At 53.5% G+C, this 14,370-nt stretch carries 13 protein-coding genes and 1 pseudogene; 3 read left to right on the forward strand and 11 right to left on the reverse strand.

Annotated features, from left to right (window positions below; genetic code table 11):
• The first annotated feature begins 164 nt into the window (after positions 1–164).
• A complete protein-coding gene (locus tag HBJ55_RS12685; protein WP_167115230.1) occupies positions 165–1,046 on the forward strand; it encodes a LysR substrate-binding domain-containing protein in 882 nt (293 codons plus the stop codon).
• A gap of 26 nt (positions 1,047–1,072) precedes the next feature.
• Here HBJ55_RS12685 and HBJ55_RS12690 read toward each other — a convergent pair whose 3' ends face one another.
• The 7 genes from HBJ55_RS12690 to HBJ55_RS12715 form a co-directional block, all read right to left on the reverse strand.
• The gene (locus HBJ55_RS12690; RefSeq protein ID WP_167115233.1) at positions 1,073–1,555 is read right to left on the reverse strand and encodes a universal stress protein; all 483 of its coding nucleotides are present in this window, start codon (positions 1,553–1,555) and stop codon (positions 1,073–1,075) included.
• Between the two features lie 74 nt (positions 1,556–1,629).
• On the reverse strand, positions 1,630–3,195 hold the full coding sequence (locus HBJ55_RS12695) for an AMP-binding protein (RefSeq protein WP_167115236.1): 1,566 nt from the start codon (positions 3,193–3,195) through the stop codon (positions 1,630–1,632).
• Between the two features lie 33 nt (positions 3,196–3,228).
• The gene (gene sauS, locus HBJ55_RS12700; RefSeq protein WP_167115240.1) at positions 3,229–4,674 is read right to left on the reverse strand and encodes an acylating sulfoacetaldehyde dehydrogenase; all 1,446 of its coding nucleotides are present in this window, start codon (positions 4,672–4,674) and stop codon (positions 3,229–3,231) included.
• A 162-nt stretch (positions 4,675–4,836) separates the two neighbouring features.
• Positions 4,837–5,004, reverse strand: coding sequence for a hypothetical protein (locus tag HBJ55_RS22720; protein WP_422674197.1), 168 nt, complete (start codon positions 5,002–5,004; stop codon positions 4,837–4,839).
• Positions 5,005–5,177: 173 nt separating this feature from the next.
• On the reverse strand, positions 5,178–5,837 hold the full coding sequence (locus HBJ55_RS22565; protein ID WP_206022586.1) for a tripartite tricarboxylate transporter substrate-binding protein: 660 nt from the start codon (positions 5,835–5,837) through the stop codon (positions 5,178–5,180).
• 38 nt (positions 5,838–5,875) lie between these two features.
• Positions 5,876–6,328 (reverse strand): tripartite tricarboxylate transporter TctB family protein, encoded by a 453-nt coding sequence (locus tag HBJ55_RS12710; RefSeq protein ID WP_167115243.1) that lies wholly within the window; start codon positions 6,326–6,328, stop codon positions 5,876–5,878.
• Positions 6,325–7,854 (reverse strand): tripartite tricarboxylate transporter permease, encoded by a 1,530-nt coding sequence (locus HBJ55_RS12715; protein ID WP_167115246.1) that lies wholly within the window; start codon positions 7,852–7,854, stop codon positions 6,325–6,327. Before HBJ55_RS12715 ends, HBJ55_RS12710 begins: the two co-directional genes overlap by 4 nt.
• 422 nt (positions 7,855–8,276) lie before the next feature.
• Between HBJ55_RS12715 and HBJ55_RS12720 the strand changes: the two genes are divergently transcribed.
• Positions 8,277–9,086 carry a GntR family transcriptional regulator gene (locus tag HBJ55_RS12720; protein ID WP_206022587.1) on the forward strand — a complete coding sequence of 270 codons (810 nt, stop codon included), beginning with the start codon at positions 8,277–8,279 and terminating at the stop codon, positions 9,084–9,086.
• A 443-nt stretch (positions 9,087–9,529) separates the two neighbouring features.
• On the opposite strand, the gene HBJ55_RS12725 is transcribed toward HBJ55_RS12720, so the two are convergent.
• A complete protein-coding gene (locus tag HBJ55_RS12725) occupies positions 9,530–9,730 on the reverse strand; it encodes a GTP-binding protein (protein ID WP_167115249.1) in 201 nt (66 codons plus the stop codon).
• 11 nt (positions 9,731–9,741) lie between these two features.
• On the opposite strand from HBJ55_RS12725, the pseudogene HBJ55_RS12730 reads away from it, so the two are divergent.
• Positions 9,742–9,939, forward strand: a pseudogene (locus HBJ55_RS12730) (aldehyde dehydrogenase family protein); the annotation flags it as partial.
• A gap of 348 nt (positions 9,940–10,287) precedes the next feature.
• On the opposite strand, the gene HBJ55_RS12735 reads toward HBJ55_RS12730, so the two are convergent.
• The 3 genes from HBJ55_RS12735 to HBJ55_RS12745 all read right to left on the reverse strand — a co-directional run bounded on the left by HBJ55_RS12735 (position 10,288) and on the right by HBJ55_RS12745 (position 14,318).
• Complete coding sequence (locus tag HBJ55_RS12735) at positions 10,288–10,911, reverse strand: SagB/ThcOx family dehydrogenase (protein WP_167115252.1); 624 nt, start codon at positions 10,909–10,911, stop codon at positions 10,288–10,290.
• 429 nt (positions 10,912–11,340) lie between these two features.
• Positions 11,341–13,143 (reverse strand): ATP-binding protein, encoded by a 1,803-nt coding sequence (locus HBJ55_RS12740; RefSeq protein WP_167115256.1) that lies wholly within the window; start codon positions 13,141–13,143, stop codon positions 11,341–11,343.
• Entirely contained in the window at positions 13,140–14,318 is a 1,179-nt protein-coding gene (locus tag HBJ55_RS12745; protein WP_167115259.1) for an SIR2 family protein, read from the reverse strand. Before HBJ55_RS12745 ends, HBJ55_RS12740 begins: the two co-directional genes overlap by 4 nt.
• Positions 14,319–14,370: the final 52 nt, after the last annotated feature.

Consider the following 14,370-nt stretch of genomic DNA (forward strand, 5'->3'; position numbering starts at 1 on the left):
CACGGGCTAGCCTCCTTCGAACTGCCATCCGGTCCAGACCACAACACCTGGCAGTCAGTGTGTCTTGAAAATTGGAATAAATTTATCTTCTTTTAGAGACTAGCCTCGACTAACCTATATATACAGGTCATGAAAGTTAACCTCGCATAACCTATGGTTATAAAATGAATCTGCACCTTCTCCGGATATTCGTCAGCGTGGTCGAGGCCGGCAGCTTTTCCCGTGCCGCTGAGGCACTGAAGATAAGCCAACCTGCAGTATCCAAGGCGGTACGCGAGCTCGAGTCACAACTGGAAACCCCCTTACTGGACCGCCAGGGTCGCTCCTTCAAGCCAAGTGAGCCTGGCCATGCTCTCTACGATTATGGAAGGAGCATCTTTGCGCTGGAGAGGGAGGCACAGGAGACACTCGCCGCCTTCTACGGCCTGGAGCGCGGACGCCTCACGATCGGCGCCAGCACAACCATCGCTACCTACTGGCTGCCCCCTCTGATCGCCGAATTCCATGCTCGCCACCCTCATATCGAGATCCGCCTGATCAGCGAGAATACGAAGCAGATTGTCGAGCTGCTCATCGACTGTCGGCTGGATGTCGCCCTGGTCGAAGGCCAGGTATCAGATTCGCGGGTAGAGGCGCGCAACTGGTTCAAGGAAGACATGGTGATCATTGCGGCTGATTCGCCCGAACGGGTCATGCGAAACCTGGTCATTGATGCCCAGACCGTCTGGGTAGTTCGCGAGCACGGCTCGGGCAGCCGGGAAGCGACCGAGGCGCTCCTCAGGGAGCTGGAAATCCGGCCTCCACACACAATCGAGGTGGGAAGCAATGAGGCCATCGTCCAGACGGTCTCATCAGGAATCGGGCTCGGCCTGGTTCCACGTATCTGTGCCCGAGACCAATTGAGACTCGGCCAAGTGAAACAGATAAATATCGGTAGGCCGGCGATCGAACGTCAGCTTTACCGCGTGCGACTACCGCACCGCACGATCAGTCAGGCAGGGATTGCTTTCGAGGCGATGCTTTCGCAACGGGCCCCGGACCAATGACCCCAAGGCATTTCGTTTCGCAGGTCTCAGACAGGAAACAGGAACACCGGGCGGCGTGATTTAAGCGTCACCTTCCTTGCCACCGAACCGATGATCATGTCATTTACGCCTGCGTAACGACGCGAACCCAAGGCGATGCAATCTGCATCGATGCGATCGGCTTCGGCGAGGATGGTGCGTCCTGGGCGCCCAATCAGTACTCGGATTTCTGCTACTCGGGCATTCATCGCTTCCTCCGACTCCAGGGTCGAGCGCGAGAACTGCTCCAAGCGTCGCTTTATCTCGCTGATCGCCTGGTCGAGGGTGGATTCACGATACCCACCCAGCACGGAGCTTGAGATATATCGCTCGGCAATATTATTGCGGAGGATCGATGGCTCCTCGATGACATGCACGATATGAATATCGGCTCCATACTGATCGGCTATGCTTGCCGCGCAGCGGAATACATCGGGCCCGCGCGGCCCCAGGTCGGTGGCATACAGAAGTCGGTTGATCTTGAAAGACATAATAAGAACTCCAGAGGTTCCGGGAAGGCGGGCTTCCCGGACCGGGTTGCTATCCTGTCAAGGCGAGCAAGCCGCTAGGCCCGTCTCGCCGCTGGTTCCTGTTGTTGTTCGCTCAGTTCGCCCAGCATGTCAGCTATCTTCAGTCGCTGTACCTTGCCCGACGGCCCTCGAGGAAGCCACTGCACCGCATGGATCGCACGTGGCGTCTTGAACCTGCCGATTTCTCCGTCACAAAGCTCCTTGAGTTCGGCTTCGCTGGCGCTCTGGCCGCTCTTGAAAACGACACAGGCCATGATCTGCTGCCCGTACTGGTCGTCTTTCAGAGCGTAGGCGGCGGCTTCCAGCACGGCGGGGTGCTTGAGCAAGGCATCATCGATCTCTCGCGGCGCGATATTTTCGCCCCCCTTGATGATCAGTTCCTTGAGCCGTCCAGTGATATAAAAGAATCCATCATCGTCCTGATAGCCAAGATCCCCGGTGTGCAGCCACCCGTCAGAGGACAAAGCCTCAGCAGTTGCCTCGGGGTTCTTGTAGTACTCCTTCATGACATTGTCGCCACGCACCATGAGTTCGCCGATTTCGCCACGCGGGGCCTCCGTACCATCGGGCAACACAACCTTGACCTCATTGCGATAGGCAATCCCGGGAGAGCCGTACTGGATCTGAAAAGGGGGCAGCGGGTTGGAGAGGATCTGGGCGGCCGTTTCAGTCAACCCCATGGTCTCGACCAGCGGAATGCCGAACTCTTTTTCGAACTCCTGATGGCTTGAGGCCGGCAGTGCCGACGATGCCGAGCGGCCGAAGCGCAGCTGCTCGAAGCCGGGCGTTGCCGGGATCGGCTCCTTGGTGGCGTTACCCCTCTCCAGTAGGTAAGCCACTATGGTGGGAACCACACTGAACCAGGTGCACTGATAGCCGCGAATCCATTGCCAGAATGAGCTGGTACTGAAGCGGTGCGGCATGATAACGCTGCCACCGCTGATCAGCGGTGCGATCACCGTCACGATCTCGGCATTGATGTGATAGAGCGGGAGAACACAGAGTGCTCGGTCCTCGGCCGAGAGGGCATGAGCCTCGACCGTGTTCCTGCCTCCTGCCACCACGTTGCCATGACTGAGCAGCACTCCCTTGGGCTTTCCAGTGGTTCCCGAAGTATACATCAGCAGCGCATTCGCTTCGGGCTCGAGGGACTGGAGTTGAGCCCCCTCGCCCTGCCCTCCTGATGGCCACTCGGGCCCCCGGTCGGGACACGCGGGAATCACACTGATCTTTCGCTGTACCTTGCCCGCCAGTGAGTCCGCTCGCTCCTCATGTTGACTGGAAGCGAATAACACATTGGCATCACAGTGATCCAGCACGTACTCAAGCTGGCTGTCACCGGCAATGGCATTGAGCGGGACAGCGACACGGCCGCTGGCCATTACAGCCAGCAGCAGTGTGGCTGTCCACAGCCCATTATCCATGAGCATGGCCACATGCTGCCCTCGCTGGCATCCCATGTCATCTAGTTGGGTGGATACCTGCTTGACGCTTGAGTGCAGCTCCGCGTAGGTCAATTGCTCACCACTTTCCGGAGCGATGAGGAACGCTTTCTCACCACATGCGTCTGCCTGGGATTGGATCAGATTCAGAACCGTCATTTATTATCTCCCGTCGCTTGCCTTGGATAGGCGTCAGGTACCGGCAAGGCCGTATTTGTCCAGGTAATCACCGAACAGGTCGTCCATGGTGGGTTCGTTGCTGGGAATCGTGCGAGCGATCCGGGTGATATTGAGGTAGTGGCGATAGTTCATGTTGTCTGAGATGCTGTTCTGGCCCCATGTCCCGCACCCCATGGAAAGCGAGAACGGCAGGCCATTATCGAAGTTGCCACCGTTGGCGAAGGCGTGTGCCTGGTTGACGATCACTCGGCACACAGGCATTTCCAGTCCCAGACGCTGTACATGCGCGTCATCCTGCGTATGGATTCCGCAGGAGTGGCCCTTGCCTTGGTGGTCGAGCAGGCGGCGAGTCTGGTCAAAGGCCGCTTCGAAGTCCTTGGCTCGGTACACGGCCAGCACCGGAGAGAGCTTTTCTCCCGAAAAGGGATACTCCTCGCCCACGTGCTGCTCCTCGACCATAAAAAAGGTTGCGGATTGTAGTTCAGAGCGGCTCAGGCCGACACGCTGGGCAATTTCCGGCGCCTTGCGCGCAATGATGTGACGACTGAGATTTCCGTTCTCCCACATGGCAGCCTCGAGCTGCTGCTTCTCGCCTGACGTCAGCATCACCCCGCCACTGCGCTCTAGCGCCGCGATGGCATCGTCATAGACATCGTCGAGGATCACCAGGCTATTCTCCGACGAGCAGCTGGTGGCATTATCAAACGTCTTCGAGGCGGTAATCTTGCGTGCCGCATCATCAAGCTCTGCGCTCTCATCTATGATCACGGGCACGTTGCCTGCGCCGACGCCCACCGCCGGCGTTCCACTGGAATACGCCGACCTGACATTGTTCTGAGAGCCCGTGACTACGATCAGATCCACCTGATTCATCAGCTCATAGGTGGTCGCCTTGCTGACCGGGGTCGGTAGCTGCTGGACCAGATCACGTGGCGCCCCGACTCGATCGAGTTCGGCATGAATGAATTCCAGGAGCAGAGTACATGCTGCCTGCCCCTTAGGTGAGGGAGCCAAGATGATGGCATTACGCCCCTTGAGCGCATTAATCGTCTTGTTGGTGGGTGTTGCCGCTGGGTTGGTCGAGGGCACCACTGCCCCAACCACTCCGACAGGGCGAGCGATTTCCACCAGGCCCAGCTCAGGTAGTTCCTGGATCACGCCAACGCTCTTTGCACCCTGCAGGTCGCGTAAAAGCCCCATCGTCTTGCGTCGATTCTTGGTGACCTTGTCATCCACGTTGCCGAGCCCGGTGGTTTCCACGGCTAGCTCGGAAATCTGGCGGTTCCTGTCAGGCTGGACCAGCGCCCAACCCACGGCAGTCACCACCTCATCGACCCGTGCCTGGTCATAACTCTCATACTCGGCTTGAGCAATGCGGGCGCGTTCCACTAGAGACGCCACGGCAGCTCTAGCATCAGGTGTGTCCTGAAGTTGGGTCACTTTCGTGCTGCTTGGCATAATCCTCTCCTCACCTAAGTATCTTAGATATATGAGTTGACACACATTAATCCCAGTGCTTCCTTGCATGGAACAGTGTCAGGTCAATGTACGGCCCGCTCAGTCGTACTAGCCGGAAATGCAGCAGCGGCTTGGCTGCCGCATTCTCGGCTCAGCGGTAGATCAATCTTTAGCAGCCTCTTCGAGCTCCTCGGGGTCCAAGCCGGCGAAGAGCTCCTCAAGATAATCGTGACGTTCCTGCCACATCTCGCGCAGCTCTTCACGACCCATGACCCGCATGGGAGAGCCGCCGTCCTTCAACTGGGCCTGGACCTCTTCGTCGTTGAACATTTCGACCGCTCCTTCCGAGAGCTTCTCAAGTATCTCTTCGGATACCCCAGAGCGAGTCATCAAGCCGCGGAAGTTGACGCTGGAGTCATCGATGTCGTAGCCGGCTTCCTGGAAAGTCGGAACGTCGGGGAGAAAATCTTCATCGCGCTCAAGATCGGCGATGCCGAGAATTTTCAGCCGGTCCTGGCTGCGGTAGGCATCCGACAGGTTGTTAAAACCTGTCCGCCCTGTACGAAGCGAAGCGCATCGACCCCGCCGGAGGTGGGCACATACCGGAGCTCAATGCCAGCTTCATTTTCCAACTGCAGGGTGGCGATATGGTGGCCGACGAACAGACCCGCGCCAGAGACAGTGACGCGCCCCGGGTTTTCCCTAGCATACTCGACAAGATCATCGATGGTATCGAAGGGGCTGTCGCGGCCAACGATAAGTACTGCGGGGTCCACCCCCCAGTTGGCAATGGGTTCCAGGTTGTCGAGGTTATAATGCGTGTCGTACATCTGCGACTGGGCAATGAAGTGCGGCACATTATATGCGGCAATGTCATAGCCTTCATCGCGGCCATTTTGCACCAGATAGTTCCAGCCTACCTGGCCACCCGCTCCTGGCCGGTTGACGATCACCATTGGCTCGCCGAGGTACTCCTCCGCTTTGGAGGTTGCGATGCGCGCCTGAAAGTCAGTGGCACCTCCTGCCGAGTAGGAAACAATCACATTGATGGGGTTGTTCGGATAATCCTCTGCCGCCCAGGCGGCGCCGCTGGCAACAGCCAGCGTACCCGCTACCATGCCGGCCAGAAGGGGGGTATTGAGGAGTTGGCGCTTGTTGTTCATGTCAGTGCTCCTTGAGGGTAGGGTTGTTATTTTCTTTGTTAAACCAGGATTCCGCTGGGAACCTGGACTCGGAGTACAGTTACGAAGATCAGGTAAAGCACTCCCAGGAAGAGTGCCGCAATGGCGGCACCGCGAATGGCCCCGTGCCAACTAAATCGCTGCGGGGTGTAAATCTGCGTGATGAGGAAGAATGCCAGGAAGGAGGTTGTAAAGAAGCCCAGCCATCCCATGACCAGTAGGAAGCCAAACAGAATCAGCAACAACGGCCAGATTCCGCCCCACGGGATCGGTTCTTCGTCGACGGTGGTAATCGGCTGACTAGGCACCAGCGCCAGCAGGACGAGAATGGCAGCACACAACACGGCACCAATGGCCGCCAGCTGCGGAAATTCGTACCCCGGCACGCTGGGCATGAAGGAGACGATTGCCAGGCCGACCGCTACCAGCAGGGCACCCAGAGCAGTCAAGCGGTGCTTACGATGGCTCGTCATGACTTCACCTCCACAGTACGTCCGGACGACTGGCCACGCTGACGCGAACGCACCTTAAACTCAGCGACGATGCTGTAACCGATGGAAAGAACACAGAGCGCAACCAGGAATATATTGATGCCGCCCGTGAAGAAGTACTGGAAGGTGCCGTCCATAGCCTGGCCAAGCATTTGCCCTTGGAGAAAGTTAGTTTCGGCAATCGGCCCTAGAATAATACCGAGCACGACAGGACCGGGGCCGAAACCGAAGCGCATGGCAAAGTACATGGCACAACCCATCGTCATCATTATCATTACGTCAGAAACACTGTTCTGAACGCTGTAGGTGCCAAAGACTGCCAGCACCGCTACCGCAGCAGCCATGTGATGCTTGGGTATGCGAATGACATACTTACTGAAACGGCTGATGTAGAGTCCGAACACCACCATCAGGACTTGGCTTACTAGCAACGCGCCCATGAAGGTCCACGCTACCGAGGCGTGTTGGGTGAACAGGTCCGGCCCGGGGAAAAGCCCCTGGATCAATAGCCCGCCCAGCAGTACGGCAGCTGTCGGGCTTCCGGGAATCCCCAGCGACAGCATGGGCACCAGTGATGCCCCCACCATGGAGTTGTTGGCGCTTTCCGATGTTATCACGCCCTCTGGCTCGCCCTTGCCGAACGCCTCAGGGTTCTTGCTGAACTTCTTGTTCTGGTCATAGGCGATCAGCCCGGCAATTTGCCCGCCGGCGCCGGGAATCAGTCCGACCAATGTGCCTACGATACTTCCGATACTCAGCGCGCGAACCTTGGACAGGTTGTACACCACTGACGTCCAGACCGGACGCTGCTCCATGCCGAAAGCCTCCTTGCCACGTCCGCGGCGAGAGTCCTCCACCATCTGGAAGACTTGGGGAATGGCAAAGAGTCCAATAAGCGCTGGAATTATGGTTACGCCGCCCTGCAGGTGCTCAGTGAAAACGAAGCGTTCGGTGCCTGCCACGGGATTGAAGCCAATCAACGAAATCCAGACCCCGACGGCACCGGCAAGCAGGCCCTTGAGCACCGAAGTACTTCCCAACGAGCCAATCACAGTAATCCCGAGGATCGCGATCCAGAACAGCTCGGATGGACCGAAACGCAGGGCGAAGCCTGCCAGCAACGGGGTGAAGAAGATCAGAACCAGCACCCCGATCACGCCCCCCACGCCGGAACTGATGAAGCAGTAATGGAGCGCTTCCGTTGCGCGACCGTTCCTGGCCATGGGGTGGCCGTCGAGCATGGTCGCTATGTTGGCTGGCGCGCCGGGTATGTTTACCAGGATGGCGCTTACGGCTCCTCCCGCCACCGTTGCGGTGTACAACACCCCCAGCAGAATCAGCCCGGAAGTGGCTTCCATCTGGAAGGTAAAGGGAATGAGCAAGGCTACAGCCATGGTAGGGCTGAGACCTGGGGTAGCTCCGAGCAGCAGCCCAACCACAGTCCCAGCGATGAGTATCGTCAGGTTCCAGCCGCTCAGTACCTGTGGTAGGTATTGGATTAACTCCACGAGACTCCTCCTCTGCTAGCCCAAGCCGCGTCGGGCGTTACTTGTTATATGAGGAACTGCCGATTTCAAGTCATGTACATAACCTATCTAACGTACTAGACTAGAGGTCAGGTGCCTGTCAACGACAGGCCAGCTTCCTCTTACTGGTGGGAGTGCAGGACAAGACACCAGCCAAGCAGGCCGCTTAGAAGGCAAGAGCATGTTTTTACGTGCTTAATGGCATAATTTCGGCCAGCCGCTTGACCTGGCCGACGGATACAAAATGAGACACAAATTCTGGTGACAGGACGAGCATCCCTCACCTGGGCCTAACCTCATTTGACATCACCCGGAAAGGGATCTGTGTTGTACGGTAATATGTGTCCACACGATGGCAGCACTCCCGTCACTGCGGCATGAGCGTCTCAACGGGAACGAAGACCATGCAGCTGGATGCAAAACGTGAGGAAAACGCCGTGTATATGGAGACAGCCCCCGAGGCCGATCGGTTGAACCTGTTCACTTCAACTCCACTCGAGGCGATCAAGGGCAAGCCGCTCTACCGTGTCGTCGAAGATCACATTCGGACCCTTATCAATACCGGCCGACTAGTTCCCGGTGACCTGATTCCCTCTGAATCACAGTTGGCAAAGGCCTTGGGAGTCAGCCCCGGTACCGTAAAGAAAGCCATTACCAACCTCGTCTGGGAGCGGTTGCTGTTCAGACACCAGGGGAAAGGGACCTACGTCTCTCGAATCGACTTCGAGAAAAGCCTATTTCGTTTTTTCTCCTATGGTGACGCCGAAGGTCGCTCGATCCGCATTCAGAAAACAGCGACCGCTCGCCGCAGGCAACCCGGTCCCAAAGATATTTGCCGACGACTTGGCGTAGCAGAAGGCTCGGAACTTGTCTACATTGAGCGCTTGGGCTCGATAGGAGATCAGCCCATTCTGGTGGAATATTCTTGGTGGCCAGCCACCGTAGTACCAGGTCTTGAAAATGAGAACATCCATATCCCGGATTTCCTTTATGCCTTGGTGCTTGACCAATATGGTGTGCCGATTTTGCGCGCCCAAGAAACACTCACCGCCGATGCCGCTGATGCTAAAACAGCTAAGATGATCGGCATTGCTGAAGGGACGCCGGTCGTCGTCCTCAAGCGTACGACTTACACGACGGGGGATCGGATCGTGGAGGTGAGGACCACCAAGGGCAGAGCCGATCGTTTCAGTTACAAAACTGAAATTCCTTAGCGTATTTTCTGGCAAATGGGCGAAGCCCATATACGTCCGTTGCCCTACCTTGCGCTGAAGCTTGGAGCCGGTGATCACCCCAAGCACTGAGCGCAAGATTCGCCATCGTCGGGGTCCGGCCCGGCCACCAAGGCCAAGAACGTGTCGGCCTGCCTGCAGGGCGATGCCCCGATGCTCAGGTCGTGCTGCAGCCTGGGGTGAACATCAACTTCGTCCAGATTTGGATCCGTGAGGCCAAGCGCAAAATTTGGTAAATTATATTCCGTTGGCCGGGGTTCTAGTATGCCCCAGCTCGGTATCGAAGTATTACTCTACGATGAAAGTAGCGCTTAACAGTTTGCCCCTACCGCAAGCAGGCAAAAAGTTTGGTTGACACACGTCTAACATACAGCGAGTTGAAAGGCTCTAATCATTTGCGCATTACAATCTATCCAGGCGCTGGGTTAGCCATTCCTAGAGAGGCGGTCCTCGTCGATGAAGGCCAGTTTGCTCTCGCCTTTCGACCAGTTCTCAAGCACTCGGCTGGGCAACCGCCCAGCCGCTCGCTGCAGCGCCAATACGCGCCCGTCCTCAAGCTGGACGACTCCCTTGAAGCGCAGGATCTGCCTGGGCATGTCATGCAGCAGCGCACTCAGCTTATTCATATCCACACCCTCATCCCGGGATCGACAAGGTCTCTTTCACCGGCAGCAACCGAGTGGGCGAAGCCGTGATGCATGCCGCGGCCGATCGTACCGTCAGGGTCTCGTTAGAGCTCGGAGGGAAATCCACCGTGCTAGTCATAGACGCCGACCCCGAGCAAGCCGCAGACTGGGTGATGGCAGTAATCTATTACAATGGAGGACAGATCTGCCGATCCATCATCTCAACGGATATACAAGCACCTATTTTTATGAAAATCCGTTTTAACCTGAATATTTTCTATTTTATTCCCGCACCTACTTTTTCGGTGTATTCGTCATTAAACTTGATAGCTCCTCGAAAAACATCTGGCCCGCAGCAGATAAATCTTTCCGGGTTCATATTGACCTATGCGGCGCCTGATCTCATCTTTAGCGGCCGCTTTGGTTCTAAACTGGATCTCTCCGATGACTATTGGTTTTGCCACCCCTCCTGTATGGCTAACGCAGAGCGCACCGGCGACCTTTACAGAGCGAAGCGGCGTAAAGGCCATCCGTGTGACGCGTATTGTTATGCACTGCTAGACATCCTGCCGCTTCCCGATACACAACAATGCCGTAGGTTCCAAGTCTGAAGGCAACCTCAATGCTTCCTTCACCCTTGAATCCTCGAACCCTGCCACCAGAACACAACCAACTCCGAGAGCAGTACTTTGGAGATGGACATTCTGTGCTAAAGCACCTGTTTCCATATAAACATAGCGAGCCCCGCGTTCTCCCCGAGGTGGCTGATGTTCAAAGTGCTTAACCGCGTCTTCGAGTTTCGCCGTGACTCCGATGACGATAGCAGCCTCCTTCAACCACGGCTGATCACCAATACCTAGCTCGTGCATGGCTTCTTTCGGAATACGGTCACCGACAAGCTTCAGCGAATGGCTATCAGCCATATACTCATAGGTGCCGGGCTCGAGTTCCGATACATGCTGCACCACAATTTGTAGACGCAACGGATAAAGTCCACCCGACGATGGTGTTGCTCTTTTTTGGCCAGGACCTGTTACTCCTTGGGCCGACCAAAGCAATTGGGCCAAAACTCCTATAGGTAGCGGCGTCTTTGTGTACTCCCTGACACTGCGTCGAGCCTCAATACAACCAGCCAATGACTCGGAGCCTTGCAATTCCGGAGCAGGTAGCTCGAAGACCATGCATTTACTCCCTATGCATTAACATTAGACCGCACGGTCTGCTGGCGATGGCTCATGGGGGCACCAAAGTGGCAACAGGTGGTTGTGCCCCCATTGATGCCCCCTTAGTCGGGGCATGTCAAGAATCTTTCTGAGTTGCTATGAAACGTCGCCTTACCCACAAAGCCCATGATGGCGGGGTTTCTGGCATGTTCTGGAATGAAGCGGGAAGGGAATTTGGTGGGCCCAGCTGGACTCGAACCAGTGACCAAGGGATTATGAGTTCGCTTTTAAAACAATAAATCACTGATACACAAGGAAAAGCAACCGTAATCAAGCGAAAGGTACAGTTCTTTGGAATCAGTAGTTTAGCGAAGGTTGAGGATAGCACACGAAGCTAGTGTGTGTACCGCAAGTGTACCTCTGAGAGCCCGTTCGGTACACCTGCGGCTAGGCAGTAGGGTCAGCCCATAGAGCTTCTAGATCAACATCCTCGCTATCAGGCTGCTTGGTCCGATCTAATGGATCAACCTGTAGCACCATAGGTAACTCGAATGACATGCCAGTAACTACACAGCATCCTTGAGACAAGCCGGGAATCAAACCACGAGAGAGGCTATCCAAAGTTGTGATAGTATTATCGATTAGGAATAGATCACGGTCATTGACGAGCCGGTGAATGAAGAAATTGTGAAGCTGGGAAACAATGGTCGGGGAAATGTCTGCCGGTCTTTGACTTGCTATGGTGACGAAAGCCCCAAACTTTCGACCTTCCTTTATCATCTCTTCAAAAACCTCTAGGCGATAGTCTTTCCAACTTTCATGCTCACGAGAGGACTGCTGAGACAAAATATTGTGAGCCTCATCAACTATTAAATGAAGAGTCTTTTTCGGCGGATGAGTGACCAATTCTTTGTGTTCATTGTAGTAGTGCTTCGCGATGAGGAGAGAAAGTACCTTCTTTGCCTCACTGTTACAGCGCCTAAGGGAAACCACAGTCAGTAATCTATTCTCTGGCTGTACCTGACCAATCGAAAGTACCTTTCTCAAACTGTTAAGGGAAGCTTCGATGCGCTTTAAGAGAGGCTGAATATGTTCGAACTGAACGTAGCCACTTACAAGATCGCCTATGAGTTGAAGATTTGCACGCACGATCAATTGATCAAATGCATCTAGAGTGGAGGTATCAATTAAATTGACGATTGGTGCCAGATAGGTATCATACGCAACACCGTTGCTATCAAAATACGACAGACCATTTTGGAAGAATCGATTTTGCCCAGAGTGCCAGGATATTTCCTTCAATGCATCGATCAATTCCTGGTGTTGGATGAGCTTGGCAATATTTCTCATGAGATCCAGCGTCGCTGCCTTACACTCACCAGCGCAAAAAGCATCCTTAAACTTTAATTTTGTATATGTGGCCAATGAGCCAGCGCCTTTCGCATATTTTCTTCGGCCCTCAATTATACGATTGAGAAAAGGTCTCTGAGTATTCTGGGTTGCTTGAAACAACAGGGCCAAAGTTTCGGAATCCCAGAATTCAGCTTCATGAAGAAAAAACTTTGTAAACACATCACTCACCCCCTCCCCAGACGGATTATATTCATTAGTTGACAGGTGATATACAGTCTTTGACGCAGATGATACCATTTGGTCATTTGTATATTCACCATTAAAGTCTAGTATCACAAACTTGCTCTTGTCGCCTATAAAGGAGGCCTTCTTTTCGAATAGTAACGTGTAGAGCTTAGTAAGAGTGTTAGATTTTCCGCTCCCAGTGTTCCCAAAAATACCAATATGGCTATTGAAGAGTTTTTGCCAAGGCAACCCGACGGGAATATCTTCCTTCAGCATGCGGCCTATCGCAAAGGAGCCAGCAGCATATCGGCCAAAAATTTGTGCGATCTTATTCTCTTGGAGGAGGAATGCAGGGTCACGGATCATCGGCATGTATTTTATGCCTTGCTTAAAATCCTTATGATAAAAATAACCTATGGGTCGAGCATCGACTTTTCGGATATAGGAAACCTTCCCACCATCACTCTCAACGCGACTCTCATCAAGGTACTCTCCTTCTACGATACAAATAATATCTCTGAACCCGCGTTGAATGGATATATACTCGCGAATAGAGACACCTTTGTACTTATCACCACCATAGAAGAGAGTTTCTTTGCTTGAATTCTCGTCAATCTTTAATGTTACCTTCGTTCCGTTGACTGCAATAACTTCTCCAACCTGAATACTCATACACCACCCTCGAAAGTCGAAGTCGACTCTAAAAAGTCGGAGGTAGATTTTATAATATTAGTTTCTAACGATTCGTCGAGCGTAAAAACCTTCTCATTAAACACAGAAAAATCTATATTTTCTTCTTTAAGCGAAATACATCGCACGTTTTTATATCCACGAAATTGTCTTGCCAGACTATCCCACTCGTCAACGTCATAGCAACATATAAAAACCTGCAACTGGGGGTTTGAGAGTGATCGTTTTACGAGGTTAAGGATGTGCTCATCAGCGAATGAGAAGCCAAAAGCAACAAGAACAGCATTGGGCTTTTCAAGCTCATAACTGAGCATTCTAAGCATCTGATAATAATGCTCTTCAAAAACCGTCTCATGAAACTTCCATTTCGTAGGGTTAACAATAGGCAGCTTTTTGTATAATGCCCAAAAATCATCAACTTCGTCTTTAGTTAACTCTGGAGCTTCCAGATCGGTTAGAGTTGCGTCTTTGTCACCTAGACACTCTGAAAATGATGCAAGCTTTTCTACAACACTTTCATTAAGTATAGTTCCCGACTTACCATTTAGATAGTCTACGACAATGCTAGACCCTTCCTTTTTCCAATATACAGACCCATGCAAGTGAATGAGATTAATTTGCGGAATACTAGTTTGGTGACGCTCAAAGATGCCAGTCTGACATAAGTAAGTGTTAAAATTTCGCGCCTGAAGATATCGTCGACTAAACCCACGAGCTCCATCGTTCAGCACGAAATCTATATTACCCTCTCGGATGATCTCATCAGCGACCAGCGGTATGCAGCCATCATAATTTGTTGTGAATAAATTGCAGCGTCTTTCCAGCGCTTTTCTACGAAAGAGAATTCGTAAAACGGTTTCCAAGAAAGACCTGTAGTTACCAATTACTTTCTGTCGTTCACCACCTTCAACTGACTCAATCTCAAATGTTTGAGCGGGATGGATACATGAGCTGTAGTAGTGCATAAAGAGAGGAGTTAATCGAGGATCACTATTGTTTTCAAAATGAGCCGCCAGATCCTCTAATGACCATCGCTTTCCTGCATTAGTCCGCATTTCTAATGCAAGCGTCGGAAGTAGTCCAGATGATGCGCCTGCTCCGAAGAGAAAGTTGAGATTCTTGTCATAGATATCACTTGGCGAAATCGAATCGTTCATTATCCTCTCCGTAAACAGTGGTTCCTACGCTCCGAGCAAGCACAGTTGTTGC

The organism is Billgrantia bachuensis (genome assembly GCF_011742165.1).
Taxonomy (GTDB): domain Bacteria; phylum Pseudomonadota; class Gammaproteobacteria; order Pseudomonadales; family Halomonadaceae; genus Halomonas; species Halomonas bachuensis.

What these genes read in the sequence shown, in the direction of transcription:
- HBJ55_RS22720 (WP_422674197.1), bottom strand. Translation starts at nt 5,004, where the DNA reads ATGTTCAACGACGAAGAGGTCCAGGCCCAGTTGAAGGACGGCGGCTCT.
- HBJ55_RS12735 (WP_167115252.1), bottom strand. Translation starts at nt 10,911, where the DNA reads ATGGTCTTCGAGCTACCTGCTCCGGAATTGCAAGGCTCCGAGTCATTG.
- HBJ55_RS12695 (WP_167115236.1), bottom strand. Translation starts at nt 3,195, where the DNA reads ATGACGGTTCTGAATCTGATCCAATCCCAGGCAGACGCATGTGGTGAG.
- HBJ55_RS12710 (WP_167115243.1), bottom strand. Translation starts at nt 6,328, where the DNA reads ATGACGAGCCATCGTAAGCACCGCTTGACTGCTCTGGGTGCCCTGCTG.
- HBJ55_RS12685 (WP_167115230.1), top strand. Translation starts at nt 165, where the DNA reads ATGAATCTGCACCTTCTCCGGATATTCGTCAGCGTGGTCGAGGCCGGC.
- sauS (WP_167115240.1), bottom strand. Translation starts at nt 4,674, where the DNA reads ATGCCAAGCAGCACGAAAGTGACCCAACTTCAGGACACACCTGATGCT.
- HBJ55_RS12740 (WP_167115256.1), bottom strand. Translation starts at nt 13,143, where the DNA reads ATGAGTATTCAGGTTGGAGAAGTTATTGCAGTCAACGGAACGAAGGTA.
- HBJ55_RS22565 (WP_206022586.1), bottom strand. Translation starts at nt 5,837, where the DNA reads ATGAACAACAAGCGCCAACTCCTCAATACCCCCCTTCTGGCCGGCATG.
- HBJ55_RS12745 (WP_167115259.1), bottom strand. Translation starts at nt 14,318, where the DNA reads ATGAACGATTCGATTTCGCCAAGTGATATCTATGACAAGAATCTCAAC.
- HBJ55_RS12690 (WP_167115233.1), bottom strand. Translation starts at nt 1,555, where the DNA reads ATGTCTTTCAAGATCAACCGACTTCTGTATGCCACCGACCTGGGGCCG.
- HBJ55_RS12725 (WP_167115249.1), bottom strand. Translation starts at nt 9,730, where the DNA reads ATGAATAAGCTGAGTGCGCTGCTGCATGACATGCCCAGGCAGATCCTG.
- HBJ55_RS12720 (WP_206022587.1), top strand. Translation starts at nt 8,277, where the DNA reads ATGCAGCTGGATGCAAAACGTGAGGAAAACGCCGTGTATATGGAGACA.